Origin of the sequence: Enterobacter cloacae complex sp. 309I3 (assembly GCF_050031595.1) — a bacterium.
Classification (GTDB): domain Bacteria; phylum Pseudomonadota; class Gammaproteobacteria; order Enterobacterales; family Enterobacteriaceae; genus Enterobacter; species Enterobacter cloacae.
Genome location: NZ_JBLGWI010000001.1, coordinates 4,405,132 through 4,425,560 on the forward strand (window position 1 = coordinate 4,405,132; position 20,429 = coordinate 4,425,560).

The 20,429-nt window shown below is 53.7% G+C and carries 17 protein-coding genes; 7 read left to right on the forward strand and 10 right to left on the reverse strand.

What is annotated here, in order from left to right; genetic code table 11:
- Nucleotides 1-74 precede the first annotated feature (74 nt).
- Both gltB and gltD read left to right on the forward strand, forming a co-directional pair.
- Nucleotides 75-4,535: a glutamate synthase large subunit gene (gltB, locus tag ACQG22_RS21080; protein WP_013098958.1), complete on the forward strand. Its 4,461-nt coding sequence runs from the start codon at nt 75-77 to the stop codon at nt 4,533-4,535.
- 9 nt (nt 4,536-4,544) lie between these two features.
- Nucleotides 4,545-5,963 carry a glutamate synthase subunit GltD gene (gltD, locus tag ACQG22_RS21085; RefSeq protein ID WP_045293557.1) on the forward strand — a complete coding sequence of 473 codons (1,419 nt, stop codon included), beginning with the start codon at nt 4,545-4,547 and terminating at the stop codon, nt 5,961-5,963.
- 30 nt (nt 5,964-5,993) lie between these two features.
- On the opposite strand, the gene ACQG22_RS21090 is transcribed toward gltD, so the two are convergent.
- The 9 genes from ACQG22_RS21090 to zapE all read right to left on the reverse strand — a co-directional run bounded on the left by ACQG22_RS21090 (nt 5,994) and on the right by zapE (nt 14,585).
- On the reverse strand, nt 5,994-6,545 hold the full coding sequence (locus ACQG22_RS21090; RefSeq protein ID WP_013098960.1) for a membrane protein: 552 nt from the start codon (nt 6,543-6,545) through the stop codon (nt 5,994-5,996).
- Nucleotides 6,542-8,968 carry a fimbrial biogenesis outer membrane usher protein gene (locus ACQG22_RS21095; RefSeq protein WP_013098961.1) on the reverse strand — a complete coding sequence of 809 codons (2,427 nt, stop codon included), beginning with the start codon at nt 8,966-8,968 and terminating at the stop codon, nt 6,542-6,544. Before ACQG22_RS21095 ends, ACQG22_RS21090 begins: the two co-directional genes overlap by 4 nt.
- A 6-nt stretch (nt 8,969-8,974) precedes the next feature.
- A complete protein-coding gene (locus ACQG22_RS21100) occupies nt 8,975-9,682 on the reverse strand; it encodes a fimbria/pilus chaperone family protein (RefSeq protein WP_013098962.1) in 708 nt (235 codons plus the stop codon).
- 110 nt (nt 9,683-9,792) lie between these two features.
- Nucleotides 9,793-10,464, reverse strand: a complete 672-nt coding sequence (locus ACQG22_RS21105) for a DUF1120 domain-containing protein (protein WP_045293553.1) — start codon at nt 10,462-10,464, stop codon at nt 9,793-9,795.
- Between the two features lie 420 nt (nt 10,465-10,884).
- Entirely contained in the window at nt 10,885-11,382 is a 498-nt protein-coding gene (sspB, locus tag ACQG22_RS21110; protein WP_013098964.1) for a ClpXP protease specificity-enhancing factor, read from the reverse strand.
- Between the two features lie 5 nt (nt 11,383-11,387).
- Nucleotides 11,388-12,026, reverse strand: coding sequence for a stringent starvation protein SspA (sspA, locus tag ACQG22_RS21115; protein WP_013098965.1), 639 nt, complete (start codon nt 12,024-12,026; stop codon nt 11,388-11,390).
- 308 nt (nt 12,027-12,334) lie between these two features.
- On the reverse strand, nt 12,335-12,727 hold the full coding sequence (gene rpsI / locus ACQG22_RS21120) for a 30S ribosomal protein S9 (protein ID WP_000829818.1): 393 nt from the start codon (nt 12,725-12,727) through the stop codon (nt 12,335-12,337).
- Nucleotides 12,728-12,742: 15 nt separating this feature from the next.
- Nucleotides 12,743-13,171: a 50S ribosomal protein L13 gene (gene rplM, locus ACQG22_RS21125; RefSeq protein WP_013098967.1), complete on the reverse strand. Its 429-nt coding sequence runs from the start codon at nt 13,169-13,171 to the stop codon at nt 12,743-12,745.
- Nucleotides 13,172-13,460: 289 nt separating this feature from the next.
- On the reverse strand, nt 13,461-14,585 hold the full coding sequence (gene zapE, locus ACQG22_RS21130; RefSeq protein ID WP_047351794.1) for a cell division protein ZapE: 1,125 nt from the start codon (nt 14,583-14,585) through the stop codon (nt 13,461-13,463).
- Nucleotides 14,586-14,774: 189 nt separating this feature from the next.
- Here zapE and zapG point away from each other — a divergent pair, with 189 nt between their 5' ends.
- The 3 genes from zapG (at nt 14,775) to degS (ending at nt 17,874) form a co-directional block, all read left to right on the forward strand.
- Nucleotides 14,775-15,173, forward strand: a complete 399-nt coding sequence (zapG, locus tag ACQG22_RS21135; protein ID WP_008502832.1) for a Z-ring associated protein ZapG — start codon at nt 14,775-14,777, stop codon at nt 15,171-15,173.
- Nucleotides 15,174-15,345: 172 nt separating this feature from the next.
- Nucleotides 15,346-16,713 (forward strand): serine endoprotease DegQ, encoded by a 1,368-nt coding sequence (gene degQ, locus ACQG22_RS21140; RefSeq protein WP_013098969.1) that lies wholly within the window; start codon nt 15,346-15,348, stop codon nt 16,711-16,713.
- A gap of 93 nt (nt 16,714-16,806) precedes the next feature.
- Nucleotides 16,807-17,874, forward strand: a complete 1,068-nt coding sequence (gene degS / locus ACQG22_RS21145; protein WP_013098970.1) for an outer membrane-stress sensor serine endopeptidase DegS — start codon at nt 16,807-16,809, stop codon at nt 17,872-17,874.
- A 51-nt stretch (nt 17,875-17,925) separates the two neighbouring features.
- Here degS and mdh read toward each other — a convergent pair whose 3' ends face one another.
- On the reverse strand, nt 17,926-18,864 hold the full coding sequence (mdh, locus tag ACQG22_RS21150) for a malate dehydrogenase (protein ID WP_020687375.1): 939 nt from the start codon (nt 18,862-18,864) through the stop codon (nt 17,926-17,928).
- Nucleotides 18,865-19,261: 397 nt separating this feature from the next.
- Between mdh and argR the strand changes: the two genes are divergently transcribed.
- Nucleotides 19,262-19,732 (forward strand): transcriptional regulator ArgR, encoded by a 471-nt coding sequence (gene argR / locus ACQG22_RS21155; protein WP_013098972.1) that lies wholly within the window; start codon nt 19,262-19,264, stop codon nt 19,730-19,732.
- Between the two features lie 375 nt (nt 19,733-20,107).
- Entirely contained in the window at nt 20,108-20,371 is a 264-nt protein-coding gene (gene yhcN, locus ACQG22_RS21160; protein ID WP_013098973.1) for a peroxide/acid stress response protein YhcN, read from the forward strand.
- The last annotated feature ends 58 nt before the right edge of the window (nt 20,372-20,429 follow it).

Below are 20,429 nucleotides of genomic sequence, written 5' to 3' on the forward strand. Positions count from 1 at the left end.
GTCGCCATGCTCTTTCTGTGCCTGTGCGCCACGGTTCAGTGGGAAGCCCGACGAGCCTGGGGAGGTTCACTGATATGTTGTACGATAAATCCCTTGAGAAGGATAACTGTGGTTTCGGCCTGATCGCCCACATAGAAGGCGAACCTAGCCACAAGGTAGTGCGTACTGCTATTCACGCACTGGCCCGTATGCAGCACCGTGGTGCCATCCTTGCCGATGGTAAAACCGGCGACGGTTGCGGCCTGCTGCTGCAAAAACCGGATCGTTTCTTCCGTATCGTGGCGGAAGAGCGCGGCTGGCGTTTAGCCAAAAACTACGCTGTCGGTATGCTGTTCCTGAATCAGGATCCTGAAAAAGCTGCCGCCTCACGCCGCATCGTTGAAGAAGAACTTCAGCGTGAAACCCTTTCTATTGTCGGCTGGCGCGATGTGCCAACCAACGAAGGGGTGCTCGGTGAAATCGCCCTCTCCTCGCTGCCTCGTATTGAACAGATTTTTGTTAATGCGCCTGCGGGCTGGCGTCCACGTGATATGGAACGCCGTCTGTTTATTGCCCGCCGCCGCATTGAAAAACGTCTCCAGGACGACAAAGAGTTCTATGTCTGTAGCCTCTCGAACCTGGTGAACATCTATAAAGGTCTGTGTATGCCGGCTGACCTGCCGCGCTTCTACCTGGACCTGGCGGACCTGCGTCTGGAATCAGCCATTTGCCTGTTCCACCAGCGCTTCTCCACCAACACCGTTCCACGCTGGCCACTGGCACAGCCGTTCCGCTATCTGGCGCACAACGGCGAGATCAACACCATCACCGGTAACCGCCAGTGGGCGCGCGCCCGTACCTATAAGTTCCAGACCCCACTGATCCCGGACCTGCATGATGCTGCGCCGTTCGTTAACGAAACCGGTTCTGACTCCAGCTCCATGGATAACATGCTGGAGCTGCTGCTGGCAGGCGGCATGGATATCGTGCGTGCCATGCGTCTGCTCGTGCCACCGGCCTGGCAGAACAATCCGGATATGGATCCGGAGCTGCGTGCATTCTTTGACTTTAACTCCATGCACATGGAGCCATGGGATGGCCCGGCGGGCATCGTCATGTCCGACGGTCGTTTTGCCGCCTGTAACCTGGACCGTAACGGTCTGCGTCCGGCGCGCTACGTCATCACCAAAGACAAGCTCATCACCTGCGCCTCAGAAGTCGGTATCTGGGATTACCAGCCTGACGAAGTGGTTGAGAAAGGCCGTGTTGGGCCGGGCGAGCTGATGGTTATCGATACCCGCGGTGGGCGTATTCTGCACTCCGCTGAAACAGACAACGATCTGAAGAGCCGCCATCCCTATAAAGAGTGGATGGAGAAAAACGTGCGCCGTCTGGTGCCGTTCGAAGATCTGCCGGACGAAGAAGTGGGCAGCCGCGAGCTGGACGACGATACGCTGGCAAGCTTCCAGAAGCAGTTTAACTACAGTGCGGAAGAGCTGGATTCCGTCATCCGCGTGCTTGGTGAAAACGGCCAGGAGGCTGTCGGCTCCATGGGTGACGATACCCCGTTTGCCGTGCTCTCCAGTCAGCCACGTGTAATTTATGACTACTTCCGTCAACAGTTTGCACAGGTGACCAACCCGCCAATCGACCCGCTGCGTGAAGCCCACGTCATGTCATTGGCAACAAGCATTGGTCGCGAGATGAACGTCTTCTGCGAGGCAGAAGGCCAGGCTCACCGCCTGACCTTTAAATCTCCGATCCTGCTTTATTCCGATTTCAAACAGCTCACCACGCTGAAAGAGGATCACTACCGTGCAGACACGCTCGATATTACCTTCGACGTGACCGAAGCGACCCTCGAAGAGACGGTGAACGCGCTGTGTGATAAAGCGGAACAGATGGTGCGTAACGGCACCGTTCTGCTGGTGCTGTCTGACCGTAACATTGCGAAGAACCGCCTGCCGGTGCCTGCGCCAATGGCGGTGGGGGCTATCCAGACGCGTCTGGTCGATAAGAGCCTGCGCTGCGACGCCAACATCATTGTTGAAACCGCAAGCGCACGCGATCCGCACCACTTTGCCGTGCTGTTAGGCTTTGGTGCGACGGCGATCTATCCATACCTGGCCTACGAAACGCTGGCTCGTCTGGTGGACACCCGCGCGATCGACAAAGATTATCGTACCGTGATGCTGAACTACCGTAACGGCATCAACAAAGGTCTCTACAAAATCATGTCCAAAATGGGCATCTCGACCATCGCCTCTTACCGCTGCTCGAAGCTGTTTGAAGCGGTTGGCCTGCATAACGACGTGGCAAACCTCTGCTTCCAGGGCGTGGTCAGCCGCATCGGTGGAGCCGGTTTTGCCGACTTCCAGCAGGATCTGGTGAACCTGTCTAAGCGCGCCTGGCTGGCACGTAAGCCGCTGGAGCAAGGTGGTCTGCTGAAGTACGTTCACGGTGGCGAGTATCACGCCTACAACCCGGACGTGGTGCGCACGCTGCAGCAGGCCGTCCAGAGCGGCGAGTACAGCGATTATCAGCAGTATGCTGAGCTGGTGAACAACCGCCCGGCAGCCACGCTGCGCGATCTGCTGGCGCTGAACCCAGGTGATGAAGCGGTCAGCATCGACGACGTAGAGCCTGCGTCTGAGCTGTTCAAACGCTTTGACACCGCTGCGATGTCCATCGGCGCATTAAGCCCGGAAGCCCACGAGGCGCTGGCCGAAGCGATGAACAGCATCGGCGGTAACTCTAACTCCGGTGAAGGCGGTGAAGATCCTGCCCGCTACGGCACCAACAAAGTGTCCCGCATCAAGCAGGTGGCATCCGGTCGCTTTGGCGTCACGCCAGCGTACCTGGTCAACGCCGACGTCATTCAGATTAAAGTCGCTCAGGGGGCAAAACCGGGCGAAGGCGGTCAGTTACCGGGTGATAAAGTCACCCCGTACATCGCCAAACTGCGTTACTCGGTACCGGGCGTGACGCTGATCTCCCCGCCGCCGCACCACGATATCTACTCTATCGAGGATCTGGCGCAGCTGATTTTCGACCTGAAACAGGTCAACCCGAAAGCGATGATCTCCGTGAAGCTGGTTTCCGAACCGGGCGTCGGCACCATCGCGACCGGTGTGGCGAAAGCCTATGCGGATCTCATCACCATCGCCGGTTATGACGGTGGTACTGGTGCAAGCCCGCTCTCTTCCGTGAAATACGCGGGTTGTCCGTGGGAGCTGGGCCTGGTGGAAACCCAACAGGCGCTGGTGGCAAACGGTCTGCGTCATAAGATCCGTCTGCAGGTGGACGGCGGCCTGAAAACCGGCCTCGACATCATCAAAGCGGCGATTCTGGGTGCGGAAAGCTTCGGCTTTGGTACCGGCCCGATGGTTGCGCTGGGCTGTAAATACCTGCGTATTTGCCACCTGAACAACTGTGCGACCGGCGTTGCAACCCAGGACGAGAAGCTGCGTAAGAACCACTATCACGGCCTGCCGTTCAAAGTGACAAACTACTTTGACTTCATCGCCCGTGAAACCCGCGAGCTGATGGCGCAACTGGGTGTAAAACGTCTGGTGGATCTGATTGGCCGTACCGACCTGCTGAAAGAGCTGGACGGTTTCACTGCCAAACAGCAGAAACTGGATCTGGGCAAGCTGCTGGAAACGGCCGAGCCGCATCCAGGTAAGGCGGTCTACTGCACCGAGAACAACCCGCCGTTCGACAATGGCGTGCTGAACGCGCAGCTGCTGCAGCAGGCGAAGCCATATGTTGATGAGAAGCAGAGTAAAACGTTCTGGTTTGATATCCGCAACACCGACCGCTCTGTGGGTGCGTCGCTCTCTGGTTACATCGCGCAAACGCACGGCGATCAGGGGCTGGCAGCGGATCCGATCACCGCGCACTTCAGCGGTACGGCGGGTCAGAGCTTCGGCGTGTGGAATGCTGGCGGCGTTGAGTTGTACCTGACTGGCGATGCTAACGACTACGTCGGTAAAGGCATGGCGGGTGGTCTGCTGGCGGTGCGTCCTCCGGTGGGCTCTGCCTTCCGCAGTCACGAAGCCAGCATCATCGGTAACACCTGCCTTTACGGCGCGACCGGTGGCCGTCTGTTTGCCGCGGGCCGTGCGGGTGAGCGTTTTGCGGTGCGTAACTCCGGTGCTATCACCGTGGTGGAAGGCATTGGCGATAACGGCTGTGAATACATGACGGGCGGGATTGTTTGCGTGCTGGGTAAAACCGGCGTGAACTTTGGCGCAGGTATGACGGGCGGTTTTGCATACGTCCTGGATGAAGATGGTGAGTTCCGCAAACGCGTGAACCCAGAACTGGTGGAAGTGCTGGACGTTGATACGCTGGCGATCCACGAAGAACACCTGCGCGGTTTGATTACCGAACACGTGCAGCATACCGGTTCTTCGCGCGGCGAAGAGATCCTGGCGAACTGGCCGGCGTTCTCTGCGAAATTCGCGCTGGTTAAACCGAAGTCCAGCGATGTTAAAGCCCTGTTGGGTCACCGTAGTCGTAGCGCAGCAGAGCTGCGTGTGCAGGCGCAGTAAGGAATTCAGATGAGCCAGAACGTATACCAGTTTATCGACCTGCAGCGTGTTGATCCGCCAAAGAAACCGCTGAAGATCCGTAAAATTGAATTTGTAGAAATCTATGAGCCGTTTTCAGAAGGCCAGGCCAAAGCACAGGCAGACCGCTGCCTGTCCTGCGGTAACCCTTACTGTGAGTGGAAATGTCCGGTCCATAACTACATCCCTAACTGGCTGAAGCTGGCCAACGAAGGGCGTATTTTTGAAGCCGCCGAGCTTTCTCACCAGACCAACACCCTGCCAGAAGTGTGCGGCCGCGTGTGTCCGCAGGACCGTCTGTGTGAAGGCTCCTGTACGCTGAACGACGAGTTTGGCGCGGTGACCATCGGTAACATTGAGCGTTACATCAACGATAAAGCGTTTGAGATGGGCTGGCGTCCGGATATGACCGGCGTGAAGCAAACCGATAAGCGCGTGGCGATCATCGGCGCGGGTCCGGCGGGCCTGGCCTGTGCGGATGTCCTGACCCGTAACGGCGTGAAGGCGGTGGTCTTTGACCGTCATCCGGAGATCGGCGGCCTGCTGACCTTCGGTATCCCGGCCTTCAAGCTGGAGAAAGAGGTTATGACCCGTCGCCGTGAAATCTTCACCGGCATGGGCATTGAGTTCAAACTGAATGTAGAAGTGGGCCGCGACGTGCAGCTCGACGAGCTGCTGAAGGATTACGACGCCGTATTCCTGGGCGTGGGTACCTATCAGTCCATGCGTGGCGGGCTCGAGAACGAAGACGCGCCAGGCGTGTACGACGCGCTGCCGTTCCTGATTGCCAACACCAAACAGATCATGGGATATGGCGAAACGGCTGACGAGCCTTACGTCAGCATGGAAGGCAAACGCGTGGTGGTGCTGGGCGGTGGTGACACCGCGATGGACTGCGTGCGTACCTCCATTCGTCAGAACGCGGCGCACGTAATCTGTGCTTACCGTCGTGACGAAGAGAACATGCCGGGCTCAAAACGCGAAGTGAAAAACGCGCGTGAAGAGGGCGTGGAGTTCCAGTTCAACATCCAGCCTCTGGGTATTGAAGTGAATGCCAACGGTAAAGTGAGCGGCGTGAAGATGGCGCGCACCGAGATGGGTGCCCCGGATGCCAAAGGCCGTCGTCGCGCGGAGATCGTGGCTGGTTCTGAGCACGTGATCCCGGCTGACGCGGTCGTCATGGCGTTCGGTTTCCGTCCTCACAGCATGGAATGGCTGGCGAAGCACAGCGTTGAGCTGGATTCGCAGGGTCGTATTATCGCGCCAGAAGGCAGCGACAATGCGTTCCAGACCAGCAACCCGAAAATCTTCGCCGGTGGTGATATCGTTCGTGGTTCTGACCTGGTGGTGACGGCAATTGCCGAAGGCCGTAAGGCGGCAGACGGTATACTGAACTATCTGGAAGTGTAAAAAATGGCCCGGCGATTGCCGGGCCAACTTTTATTTTTTAAGCAGTTGCCAGGTTAAATCGGTCTCCAGCGCGGTTTGATCCGAAATATGGTTAAACGCGCTGTCATTGAGCACCGGGAAAATGGTGACGGTAAAGTTCATCTGCTGGCCGCTGGGTACCCTGCCGTTTTCAACCGCCACGACAGCCTCGTTATTGCGGATATAGAGCGATGACCCGTTATCAGTATCCGGCGTAAAATTCACCTGATCCGTTGTTTTCCCTACGTTGTAGCTTTTACCATCCAGCGTCAGGTTGCTGACCTTTATCGCCACACCGCCGTTCTGACCAAACTGAAAACGCCCTTTCTGACCAGAAGCCCCCTGTAACAGCGTCGCCATCTGCTGTTTTTCCGGGCAATAGACGCTGACATTTATGTCTTTTTCCGGCATTTTGTTCCAGCTCTGCTGGCTGGTGACAATGCTGTCACGCCGCATCTGGTGATAATCCACAACCGGCTGAGAGAGCGTTAGCTGACAATCGTCAGCATAAGAAAGGCACGGCAAAGCAAGCAGCAATAGCGCAGCCAGACGTTGAATGTTCATCGACATACTCCGTTAACTTCTTCGTAAAACGCGTCTTCGTCGTGCTTTTCAGGAAGCGTAAAATCAAGTTTGCACAGACGGTTATTGTCATCATCAACGGCATAAAGCGCGCTAATCTGATCGGCATCGTTCAGGAAGACATGTCCGTCATCAACCACCGTCACCACGTAGTTATTTTTATCATCCACCACCGACAGACCTTTCGTCAGCGGCTTCCCGTCGGCCTGCTTAATACGTAACATCACGCGGCGGCTGTTCAATACTTTAAAGCTCACTTCGCTTACCGAGCCATGTGCAGCAGCAATATATTTGGTCCCGTTCGCCAGGGTCATGCTCTGCGGTAGCTTGTTCGCATCCACTTCGATACGTGAGTTACGCCATTCAGTCAGGCCGGGAATGACAGCCTGGCCCCAGCGGTCGGTCCAGACGGTGCCCTGCGGCGTAGTGATCTCAACGCCCGCTTTCGGTTCGCTGAGTCTGGCGATGGCAAACGTGTCCTTGATGGAATACGGCGAGAAGGTCACACCGTCTTTGTGCATCGCAATGCCGCCAGACAGGGTCGCATTGTAGTTACGCTGATGATCGCCGCTGGTACCGCCCCCGACGCTAAGCTGGGTGTAGTGAAGATTAGTGTTGATGTTGCCGTTGAAGCTGTTTTCCTGTGATTCGTCATCACGATCGGCAGAAATATAGTAGTTGGTGTTCTCCCCCAGCGACCCGCTGTTCGCCAGACCATAGCTGGTGCTGTCGCCCTGCTTACGCATATACGAACTCAGGCTCTGCGAACCGCCTAACGGAATGCTGAGGTTGATATAGAGCAGATCGTCGTCCTGGTCGTCATCCGTGCTGCCCACTGCGCTTTGCCAGTTCACGTTGATTGAAGCGTATTTGAAGGTTTTCCCCCACGACAGAAGCAAGTAGCGGGAATCTTCGCCGTCTCCTGCGGCCTGGTTGTAGCTCAGGCCCGCACTAAATGCCCCGGCCAATTCTGTGGACCAACGTACGTTGGCCGAATAACTGTTGTCATAGCCCTGATAATCATCATCCATGGCATCTGCGAGTTCGCGATAATCACCGCTGTAATGCGCCACGCTGGCAGACAGGCCGACATTCTCAGTCAACGAGTAATCGCTCTGGAGTTCGTTTTTGATACCGTTATCACTGTCGCCAAATTGCGCATTGCTGGCGGCCATACTGGTTGAGACGTTCCAGCCATCGGTAACCATAAATTCTGTGCGCGCCCCCGCAGCCTGGTAATCTTCGGCCACCACGCCGGAGGCAAGCAGGTTCATCCAGGGGAAAATTCGCCAGCCATCGGATACGTTGAACACCAGCGGATCGCTGTAGTCACTGTCTATACCACGTACCTGGCCCGCCGAAACGGTCAGGCCGTTTGGTTTTGAAAGATTTCGGGCTTTTACGGATGCGGCGGGAACAATGTAGCGGTTGGTCGAACCGTCGGACTCCACAACGGTGACGTCAAGATCGACGTTGTTACGGACCATCGGGACGTCATCCAGCGTGAACGGGCCCGCCGGTACTAACGTGTTAAAAATGAGTCTTCCGTTTTGACGCACTTCAACGCGCGCCTGCGAGGTTCGGGCAATACCGGATACGCTCACCCCCGAACTGTCTTTCTGCAGACCACTGGTCGGCATTAACTGCACACCGGTAATCGGGACGCCGCTTAACACATCTGACATGGCGTTAATTTCCCCCACCTGCATGGTCAGGCGTTGAGGAACAAACACATGCTCTGCGTAGGTATAAATACTCTCTGCGTTTCGGTTGCCGTTGTCATCCGTCAGGATATAGCGGCTGCGTAGCGACCAGTCCATCGCGTTGAAGCCCGCCTCCAGGCTTGCCTGTGAGTAACGGTTACTGCTGCTGTCACTTCCGCTGTATTCGTTTTTGGTGCTGAAGAGCGAGTAGTTAAGCATGCCTGCCGTGCCGCCATGCTGGAAATTTTTGACATCAGCGCTCAGGCTGTTAAGTGCTTCCGCTGGCAGATAAAGCTCGACCGCTTCCTGGTTTGGCAAGGGATTGATCACCGCCTGAGCGTAATCGCTACGCAGATCATGGCAGGTCTCATTCGCCTTTATGGGCACCGGCATGAGACCTGCAAATTCCAGGAAGTCGTTATCAACGCACATCGTTCCGTCTTCACTGAAGCGTACGGCCGCTGTTCCGCGATCGTTACCGTTCACTTTGACAGAAACGGAATGCGTCCCCGGTAAAAAGCGCGGCGCTTGTGCAAAATAGCGGTTTAGATCGGCCCCAAGACCACGTGATTTCAGGATATCAGTATCAAATGTCACCTCCCTCGCGTGGAGGGAGGGAGCATCAAGCAACATCAGAGGTATTGCGCTATAAATCACAGCGCGCACAAAAAGTGCAAGTTGGCTTTTTTTACGCACCGCCATAATCCTTTATTTTTTATTGAGATCCGAGATAAAGCTGGGCACTTCGACCCCATAGCGGCTGGCCGGGAAAAACTTCACTTTCGTGTTTCCACTGACGGATTCGCCCATAGAAACCGTCATGGTTTCACCGGGTAAAATGTAGGTTTTGGCAAGCGATCCGCTGATGCCTGAAGGCTGCAGCACCACGTTCTGTGCCAGACGCACAACATATTTGCTTGGGTTTTTTACCGTGACGGACGTGCCTGACGCGGTCCAGTCGAGGAATTTCCACGCATCGGTTACCACGGCCAGCTTCGCAGGGCGAATCAGTACGGGCAGGTCCTGACGAATATTGATGCCAATTTTCACTTTATTGTCATCGCTCTTCGGCGGGATCCCTTCGAAGGTCACACGCTTGTAGTGCTCAACGTCCAGCGGTTTGCTGGTTTGCAGGATGAAGCGCAATTGCTGAGTCTGACCGGGCTCGAGACGTACCACGGGCTGAGTGGTGACAAGTTTCAGGCCTTTATCATCCGGCAGATCCACCACGTCGGTGTACAGTAGCGACGGATGGCTATCGGTATTTTTGACGTTGATGGTGCCACTGTGGGTCGCTTCATCAATCACCAGCAGACTGGTTTCTGGCACCATACCGGCTGCATGTACGCCAAACTGTGCAGAGAATAAAGCTGCGGCAGCGAGTGTTTTAAATAAAACCTTTTTAGAGCATGTCATATGTATATTCCTTGAAAGCACTACTTAACATTCCGTGTTGATGGCGCTTATTTTTGAGAGAAAGCGTATTCCCTCTGCATTAAATTTAACTCACTTTAAATTTGAAAGAATTACAGATACTTTAGGCTGATCGTCAACTGACCATCCAGCCGGGTATCATCGGTAATGGCAAGCGTTGTGGTATTCTGAATAGCCAGAGACGTTACCAGCGGAAATGTTGCTGTCTGGAAAGCAAGCGGGTCAATACTTCCCGCTAATGCGACGGTAATATTACGATTATTTTCACCCTGACTTGAACCATCAGTACTCTTAGCCCAGGTCGTCGAGCCATTCTGCTGATATATTGGATCGACAGATTTTCCGTCTGCAGTAACGCTATCCACCTTCATAAACATGGCATAAGAGCCAATATTTACCGTGCCTGCTTTGCCAACGCCATAGGTCTGGTTAGTCGCACTCTGTGCCCCACCCGTAAATGTACCGGCAGAAACGGTTAATCCTGCGTTAGAGTCGGCGCGATCGTCTATCATATTCCAGGCCACTTTTGTTGCTGCCGTGCAGGTAATGGTGAGATCGATATTCCGTTGCCCTAACTGGTTCACCGCCGTAGAGGACAATTCACCTAAGCGGATATTTCCATAGTCCACCACGCCGCCATTGCTAAATTCAGGAGTACAGGCCGAGGCTGTCAGCGTCCCTTTAATTTTCAATATCGCGGTTTCAGCGGCAAACGTAGAGTTTACGCAAAGGAATAATGCTGTAGCCAATAGAATTTTTTTCACGAGTTAATCCATAACTTATGATTTAAAGAAAATAAAATTCGACTGAATTCATCCTTGATAGTCGCTATTACCTCCGTTTGCAAAATGCATGGTGCGATAATATAGAAATCATAAATACATGCAACTTAGGTTTATTAACTTTTCTTTTTAGATTTACTCAAACAATAGGCAGGGTTTATAAAACAGAGGTTTCCAGTTCTTTTTAGACCATTTATATTCAGAATAATTATTGCTTGCGATGATTTATTTTCGCTGGCTTTGTATTCCAAAATTTCTGTCATATAGAATAAAGCATTGCACTGTCTTAATTTTGTACAAATCTATACATAGAAAAAATATTCGTTCAACAGGCGCTTAATCTTTACATCGACAAAAAAATCCAGCCGACTGAGGAGGGCTGGATTTTATAATGGATGACGCTTATTTTACCACTCTGAGAGCCGGACGCCCGCCGCGTGGTGGCGGATCGTCATCAGGATCGTTTTCATCCTGGCGGTCAGGTTTGTCGCCGTCAATAACCGACATCACCGTGTCGCTGTCTCGCTCCCCGGTTGCATCGTCTTCATTCAGGCTGGCAACGTCTTCATCGTAAGCCGCTTCCGGCTCGAACATCGTACCCGCGCCGTTTTCCCGCGCGTAGATAGCCAGCACCGCGGCCAGCGGCACGGAAACCTGACGTGGTACGCCGCCGAAACGCGCGTTAAAACGCACTTCGTCGTTCGCCAGTTCAAGATTACCCACCGCACGGGGGGCAATGTTCAAAACGATCTGTCCGTCACGCGCGTATTCCATCGGAACCAGCACGCCCGGCAACGTCACATCCACAACCAGGTGCGGCGTGAGCTGGTTATCCAGCAGCCATTCATAGAAGGCGCGCAGCAGATACGGACGGCGTGGTGAAAGTTGTGACATTTCCACAGTCATTAGCCTCGGCCGAGACGCATTTCACGTTCCGGTTCAGTTAAGGATGCCAGGAAGGAGTCGCGTTCAAAGACGCGGGTCATATAGCCTTTCAGCTCTTTTGCGCCCGGGCCGCTGAATTCAACGCCAAGTGTCGGCAGGCGCCACAGCAGCGGTGCCAGGTAGCAGTCCACCAGGCTGAACTCATCGCTCAGGAAGAACGGTTTCTGGCCGAACACAGGGGCAATCGCCAGCAGCTCTTCACGCAGTTGTTTACGTGCAGCGTCTGCTTCTGAAGCAGAGCCGTTTTCGATCACGTTCATCAGCGTGTACCAGTCTTTCTCGATACGCTGCATGTACAGGCGGCTTTCGCCACGCGCCACAGGGTAAACAGGCATCAGCGGTGGATGCGGGAAACGCTCATCCAGGTATTCCATAATGATACGGGATTCCCACAGGGTCAGCTCGCGATCCACCAGCGTTGGTACACTTTGGCTCGGGTTGAGATCGATCAGATCCTGAGGTGGGTTATCCTTTTCCACATGCTCGATCTCAAAACTGACACCCTTCTCGGCCAGCACGATACGAACCTGATGGCTATAAATGTCAGTAGGACCAGAAAACAGCGTCATTACCGAACGTTTGTTGGCAGCGACAGCCATGAAAACCTCCAGGTATATTCAGAATTTTTACTGCTACCGGCCCGGTGGGGCCAGCCAGATGATGTAGCGCCCATCCCAGAGAAGACACATTGTTCAAGAATCGAACAAAAATCGAGTATTCACCGATATTTGGGCAGAAAATTGGATGATAGTTTACCAGATTTTGATGGCTTTGTGGTGAGGGGATTCTGGAAATGCGGAAAAAGAGGAGATATATGCATTGATAATGTGGATAACCTGAGCATTACCCATAAAAAAACCCGCCGAAGCGGGTTTTTCGCCAATCGTTCTGCGTGAGCAGAAAATGATTAACGTTTGGAGAACTGTGGACGACGACGTGCTTTACGCAGACCCACTTTCTTACGTTCAACCTGACGAGCGTCACGAGTAACGAAGCCAGCTTTACGCAGTTCAGAACGCAGGGATTCGTCGTACTCCATCAGAGCGCGGGTGATACCGTGACGGATCGCACCTGCCTGACCGGAGATACCACCACCTTTAACGGTGATGTACAGATCCAGTTTTTCTACCATATCAACCAGTTCCAGCGGCTGGCGAACTACCATGCGGGCAGTTTCGCGACCGAAGTACTGTTCCAGAGAACGCTGGTTGATTACGATTTTACCGTTGCCCGGTTTGATGAACACGCGAGCTGCGGAACTTTTGCGGCGACCAGTGCCGTAGTATTGATTTTCAGCCATTGCCTATAATCCCGATTAGATGTCAAGAACTTGCGGTTGCTGTGCCGCGTGGTTGTGCTCGTTACCTGCGTAAACTTTCAGTTTACGGAACATAGCACGACCCAGCGGGCCTTTTGGCAGCATGCCTTTAACCGCGATTTCAATCACACGCTCAGGACGGCGAGCAATCATCTCTTCAAAGGTCGCTTCTTTGATACCACCGATGTGGCCAGTGTGGTGGTAGTACATTTTGTCTTCGCGCTTGTTGCCGGTTACAGCAACTTTTTCTGCGTTCAGAACGATGATGTAGTCACCAGTATCAACGTGCGGAGTGTATTCCGCTTTGTGCTTACCGCGCAGGCGACGAGCCAGTTCAGTAGCCAGACGGCCCAGAGTTTTACCGGTCGCGTCAACAACATACCAGTCGCGTTGTACGGTTTCTGGTTTAGCTGTAAAAGTTTTCATTAAAAGCTTACCCAAATAATAAGTTACACGTTGGTGAACACCCAAACGTTTAGTCAGTTGAGGTTCACACGACAAAGTCCGGCAAACCTACCCCTTCGAATAGCTCATGCCGACACATAGAAAGTTTCGGGAAAAAAACCTTCTCGTAACGTGGGGTCGCAAGATTATAGAGAAGTTGAGGTCAAAGATCGACCCTTAAATGTGATTTGGAATGGGTTTTTCGGGGGGCAAGTTTTTGCGGTCCGGTGCCCTCACCCCCAGCCCCTCTCCCACGGGGAGAGGGTAGCATTTAAGGCATATGCTCCAGCTTCAGATACTCCTCGCTCTGCATCTCCTGCAGGCGCGACAGGCAGCGCTGGAACTCAAACTTCAAACGTTCCCCCTGATACACCTCATATAAAGGCACCTCGGCGCTCACCACCAGCTTGACGTGGCGTTCGTAAAACTCGTCCACCAGCGCAATGAAGCGTCGCGCTTCGCTTTCCATCAGCCGTGTCATGACGGGTACATCCAGCAGCATCACCGTGTGGAACAGGCGCGAAAGGGCGATGTAGTCGTGCTGACTGCGGGCATCCACGCACAGCGTCGCAAAAGAGACCGCCAGCGTTTGGTTTTCAACACCGAGCGTAGGCAACGGACGATGGTTAATCTCCAGCGTCGGGGCGTTTTCGCGCTTTGCTCCCGCCAGCGCCAGCCACAGTTTATCCATCTGGCGGGTGGTCTCGGCATTCAGCGGTGAGAGCCACAGGTGCGCCTGAGTCAGCGTGCGCAAACGGTAATCCACGCCCGCATCAACATTCATAATGTCACAATGCTCTTTGATGGCATCAATGGCAGGCAGAAAACGCGCCCGCTGGAGGCCGTTACGATACAGCTCATCCGGCGGAATATTCGAGGTGGCGACCAGCGTGATGCCGCGGGCAAACAGCGCTTTCATCAGGCCGCCCAACAGCATGGCATCGGTGATATCCGAAACAAAAAACTCATCGAAACAGAGGACGTCCGTTTCGGCCTTAAACCTGTCAGCCACAATCTCCAGCGGATCGCTTTTGCCCTGCAGCGCCGTTAACTCTTCATGCACCCGCAGCATAAAGCGGTGGAAGTGCAGGCGTTGTTTACGCTCACCCGGCAGGCTCTGATAAAACAGATCCATCAACCAGGTTTTCCCGCGACCGACACCGCCCCACATATATAAACCGCGTGCCGGAGCGTTAGCCTGTGGCTCTTTTTTTCCGAGCAGTCGGCTCAATGCCGCCTTCAGCCCACCGCTCTGCCCTGCTTCCGCAGGTTTTGCCGTAAGCTCATGGAAAAGGGTATCCAGACGGTTAACCGCTTCACGTTGAACGTCATCCGGCTGATGTGAGCCCTCGTCCAGGGCCAGTTGATATCGCGATGCGGGGGACAGGTTTTGCATAATCTTGTTGTTATTCCTTCAATTAAACCTCATCAGCAGGCGTGACTGATGAAAAAAAGGCCGTTCTACACTACGCGATGATACGTCAGGATTCCACTTCTGCAGAAATAGCGGTTATAGTGGCAATATCAGGCACAGGCAGGAGCCGAGCCAACACCCTACGGAACAACAAGACAACGGGAGAAGTTCATGACCTGGGAATATGCGCTAATCGGTTTAGTCGTCGGCATCGTGATTGGTGCTGTGGCCATGCGTTTCGGTAATCGCAAATTGCGTCAGCAGCAGTCACTGCAATACGAACTGGAAAAGAACAAAGCCGAGCTGGAAGAGTACCGCGAAGAGCTGGTCAGCCACTTTGCCCGTAGCGCTGAGCTGCTGGACAATATGGCGACCGACTACCGCCAGCTGTATCAGCACATGGCAAAAAGCTCCAGCAGCCTGCTGCCGGAAATGACCGCGGAAACCAACCCGTTCCGCAACCGTCTGGCAGACTCTGAGGCCGGTAACGATCAGGCCCCTGTTCAGATGCCTCGCGACTATTCTGATGGCGCGTCCGGCCTGCTGCGCGGCGGTGTTAAGCGCGATTAATCACACAACCTGAAATTATTTTACGGGCGCAGCGATTGCGCCCGTCCTTTCTTCCTGACCCCAGCTATTATTTAGGTAAACACCTCATTGTTCAGCGGTTTAAAATTCAATAACATCAACGTGTTTTTGGGCCCGTTTTTTCCTTTACTCCAGGTTACGAGAGTCAGCATCGATGAAGAAAAAGAACCAGCTGTTGAGCGCGTTAGCGTTAAGTGTCGGGTTATCTCTCTCGGCGTCCTTCCCTGCCTTTGCCGCCCTTCCCTCGCAGGTGCCGGGCCAGACGGCGATTCCGAGCCTCGCACCCATGCTGGAAAAAGTGTTGCCTGCGGTAGTCAGCGTGCAGGTAGAAGGCACTGCCGTGCAAAGCCAGCGCGTACCTGAAGAACTGAAAAAATATTTTGGCGATGAGTCGCCCGACCAGCAGGCTCAGCCTTTTGAAGGGCTGGGCTCAGGCGTCATCATTGATGCGGCCAAAGGCTATATTCTGACCAACAACCACGTTATCAGCCAGGCCGATAAAATCAGCGTGCAGCTGAATGATGGTCGGGAATTTGATGCCAAATTGATCGGCGGCGATGACCAGAGCGACATCGCGCTGTTGCAGGTGCAAAACCCAAGTAATCTGACCCAGATTGCCATCGCCGACTCCGACAAACTGCGCGTCGGCGACTTTGCTGTTGCCGTGGGCAACCCCTTTGGTTTAGGACAAACGGCGACCTCCGGGATCATTTCCGCGCTGGGGCGCAGCGGCCTGAATCTTGAAGGCCTGGAAAACTTTATCCAGACCGATGCCTCAATTAACCGCGGGAACTCCGGCGGGGCGCTGCTGAACCTTAACGGCGAGCTGATTGGTATTAACACAGCAATCCTCGCGCCAGGTGGCGGCAGTATCGGGATCGGGTTTGCCATTCCCAGCAATATGGCCAAAACGCTGGCACAGCAGCTTATCCAGTTTGGTGAAGTCAAACGCGGCCTGTTGGGCATCAAAGGGATGGAGATGAGCGCCGATATCGCAAAAGCGTTCAACATCAACGTGCAGCGCGGTGCGTTCGTCAGTGAAGTGCTGCCCAATTCCGGCTCGGCAAAAGCGGGCATTAAATCAGGTGATGTGATCGTCAGCCTGAATGATAAGCCGCTGAGCAGCTTTGCAGAGCTGCGCTCACGTATCGCCACCACCGAACCGGGCGCCAAAGTGAAGCTGGGCCTGATTCGTGACGGCAAACCGCTGAATGTGGAAGTGACGCTGGACAAGAGCACTTCTTCCTCCGCCAGTGCGGAGCTTATCGCCCCGGCACTGCAGGGCGCGACCCTCAGCGACGGGCAGCTTAAAGACGGCACCAAAGGCATCAGCATCGATACCGTAGAGAAGAGCAGCCCTGCCGCGCAGGCGGGATTGCATCAGGATGATGTGATCATCGGCGTGAATCGCACCCGCGTGCAGTCTATCGCTGAGCTGCGCAAGGTGCTGGAAAGTAAACCAACGGTCATTGCCCTGCAAATTATGCGCGGCAACGAATCTATCTATATTCTGTTGCGCTAAGCATTTGCTATCCCGGGTATCACCGCCGCGTGTGATGTCCGGGATAACTCATGTTATGCTGCAAACCGTTCCTTTTTTAACGACACGCGCATCATGCTTTTAAAGCTCTTTCGTTCCATTGCCATCGGTTTGATTGTTGCGGGCCTGCTGTTAGCGGCCATGCCGTCTTTACGCCAGTTCAACAAGCTGTCGGCTCCCCAGTTTGACAGCGCGGATGAAACGCCTGCCACCTATAATCAGGCCGTTCGCCGTGCCGCACCCGCAGTGGTGAACGTCTACAACCGTGGTCTTAACAGTTCAGCCCATAACCAGCTGGAGATCCGTACCCTCGGCTCCGGCGTGATTATGGACGATCGCGGATACATCATTACCAACAAGCACGTGATCAACGATGCTGACCAGATCATCGTCGCACTTCAGGATGGCCGCGTGTTTGAGGCCTTACTTGTCGGCTCTGACAGCCTGACCGATCTGGCCGTGCTGAAAATCAACGCCACCGGCGGGCTGCCCGTGATTCCGATCAACCGAAAACGCACTCCGCACATTGGCGATGTGGTTCTGGCTATCGGTAACCCATACAACCTGGGGCAGACCATCACCCAGGGGATCATCAGCGCCACGGGTCGCATCGGTCTGAACCCATCGGGACGGCAGAACTTCCTGCAAACCGATGCCTCCATCAACCACGGGAACTCCGGCGGCGCGCTGGTCAACTCGCTGGGCGAGCTTATGGGTATCAACACCCTCTCCTTCGATAAAAGCAACGATGGCGAGACGCCGGAAGGGATCGGCTTTGCCATTCCGTTCCAGCTGGCAACCAAAATTATGGACAAGCTGATCCGGGACGGTCGCGTGATCCGCGGTTACATCGGGATTGGTGGTCGCGAAATTGCCCCTATGCATACGCAGGGTGGCGGGATCGATCAGATTCAGGGGATTGTGGTTAACGAAGTGGCGCCTGGCGGACCGGCTGCCAATGCGGGCATTCAGGTTAATGATGTCATTCTGTCGGTCAACGGCACACCGGCGGTCTCTGCGCTTGAGACGATGGACCAGGTGGCAGAAATTCGCCCGGGTTCCATCATCCCGGTTGAAGTCATGCGCAACGATAAGAAACTGACGCTGCATGTGACCATTCAGGAATACCCGGCCACCAACTGACGGGCATAAAAAAACGGAGCGTAGCGCTCCGTTTTTTTTACCGGGACAAGATCACTTGTTAACGAACTCTTCGCCCAGCGTGATATCTTTCTTCAGCGTGTCCAGCATGCCTTCCATCGCGTTTTGTTCAAACGCGCTCAGCGTGCCAATTGGCTTACGCTCTTCGATACCATTTTTACCGAGCAGCAGCGGCTGGGAGAAGAAGCGCGCGTGTTCGCCATCGCCTTCAACATAAGCGCATTCAACCACGCCCTTCTCGCCCTGCAGCGCGCGAACCAGTGACAGACCGAAACGTGCAGCCGCCTGGCCCATAGACAGCGTTGCAGAACCGCCACCCGCCTTCGCTTCCACCACTTCGGTGCCTGCGTTCTGGATACGTTTGGTCAGGTCAGCCACTTCCTGCTCGGTGAAGCTCACGCCAGGGATCTGCGAGAGCAGAGGCAGAATTGTCACACCAGAGTGACCACCGATGACCGGCACTTCAACTTCCGTAGGCTGCTTGCCTTTCAGCTCAGCCACGAAGGTGTTAGAACGGATGATATCCAGCGTGGTCACGCCGAACAGTTTGTTCTTGTCGTAAACGCCTGCTTTCTTCAGCACTTCTGCTGCAATAGCGACCGTGGTGTTCACCGGGTTAGTAATGATACCGATGCACGCTTTCGGACACACTTCAGCGATCTGCTGCACCAGGTTTTTCACGATGCCTGCGTTGACGTTGAACAGGTCGGAACGATCCATACCTGGCTTACGCGCCACACCAGCGGAGATCAGCACAACGTCAGCACCCTGCAGCGCAGGACGTGCGTCTTCGCCGGAGAAGCCTTTGATGTTAACAGCGGTCGGGATGTGGCTCAGGTCAACCGCCACACCTGGGGTTACCGGAGCAATGTCGTACAGGGAGAGTTCTGAGCCTGAAGGCAGTTGGGTTTTCAGTAGTAGGGCAAGCGCCTGGCCGATACCACCAGCAGCGCCGAGGACTGCGACTTTCATCCTAAACTCCTTATTATGGTTAACTTAAGTATCTGTAAATCCGTTGCGGCGACCTTAATTCAGCAGGTAATTAATTACAATTTTCGTAGCTAAAGAATTTGAGGTCACGCGACTTTCTCTCTTCCCAGAAGACTCTCTGACAACAGACGGCAACGAATTAAGAGGTGGTTACAATACACCCTGCCACGCCACCAAAACAACATCATTTTGATAACATTTAATTTACTTTTAAGCTTATTTGCGTGGCGTGACCCAGGCATGTTTTCCGATAACGAAATCTGATAATATCACTCCCTTTCATAACATTATTTCAGGCTACTGCCTGGTAGATAATTTGCATAAAAATTCATCCACATGCATAATAATGTTGTTTCTATCGTCATATTCCGGGTGACTTATGCGAAGCTCGTCTAAGCAAGAAGAATTAGTAAAGGCGTTTAAAGCGCTACTCAAAGAAGAGAAATTCAGTTCTCAGGGAGAAATTGTTCAGGCGCTGCAGGAACAAGGCTTCGACAATATCAACCAGTCGAAAGTCTCCCGTATGTTGACCAAATTTGGCGCGGTGCGTACCCGTAACGCCAAAATGGAGATGGTCTATTGCCTGCCAGCTGAACTTGGCGTGCCGACAACCTCCAGCCCGCTGAAGAATCTGGTTCTGGATATCGACCACAACGATGCCGTTGTGGTGATCCACACAAGCCCTGGTGCCGCACAGCTGATTGCCCGCATGCTGGACTCTCTGGGTAAAACGGAAGGGATTCTCGGTACCATCGCCGGTGATGACACCATCTTTACCACGCCAGCCAACGGCTTCTCGGTGAAAGATCTCCACGAGGCGATCCTGGTTCTGTTCGAACAGGAGCTGTAATCCTCTCTCCCCGTAGCGTCGCTACGGGGTTCATTCTGCCCCCGCTGCGTTTTCCCCTGTTTTCTCCTGTCCTCAATTTAACAAATAGTGCTTTTTACCACTCATTAACATTCAGCCAGTGAATGATAAATCAAAGAATCGCACAAAATATCAAAATCATTTATTCATATGATTTACTTAGATATAACACGCCAACGTGTACAGAAAATAACCAACATTATGCCATTAGGTTATAAAAATTGCGCTGTTTAACACGTAATTACCCATGAAACAATTAGCCTGGTATTAATTTTTACCGTTATTAGTGTATACTTGATTTTGTGATGAGGGTCACGAAACAAAGACCCCACTAAAAAATTCGACGAGGTAAAAATCATGAAAATCAAAACAACTGTAGCGGCGCTGAGCGTCCTGTCTGTCCTGTCATTCGGTGCTTTCGCAGCAGATTCCATTAATGCCGATCAGGCGCAATCCCGTGAGGCTATCGGTACGGTTTCTGTCGGCGCAATCGGCACGTCTCCAATGGACATGCATGAGATGCTGAACAAAAAAGCGGAAGAACAAGGTGCATCATCCTATCGCATCATTGAAGCGCGTTCCGGTGACCACTGGCACGCTACCGCTGAGCTGTATAAATAAGTTTTAGTAATAACAGAAGACGACTATCTCCACTCAACGGCACCAGGCATAAAAATAG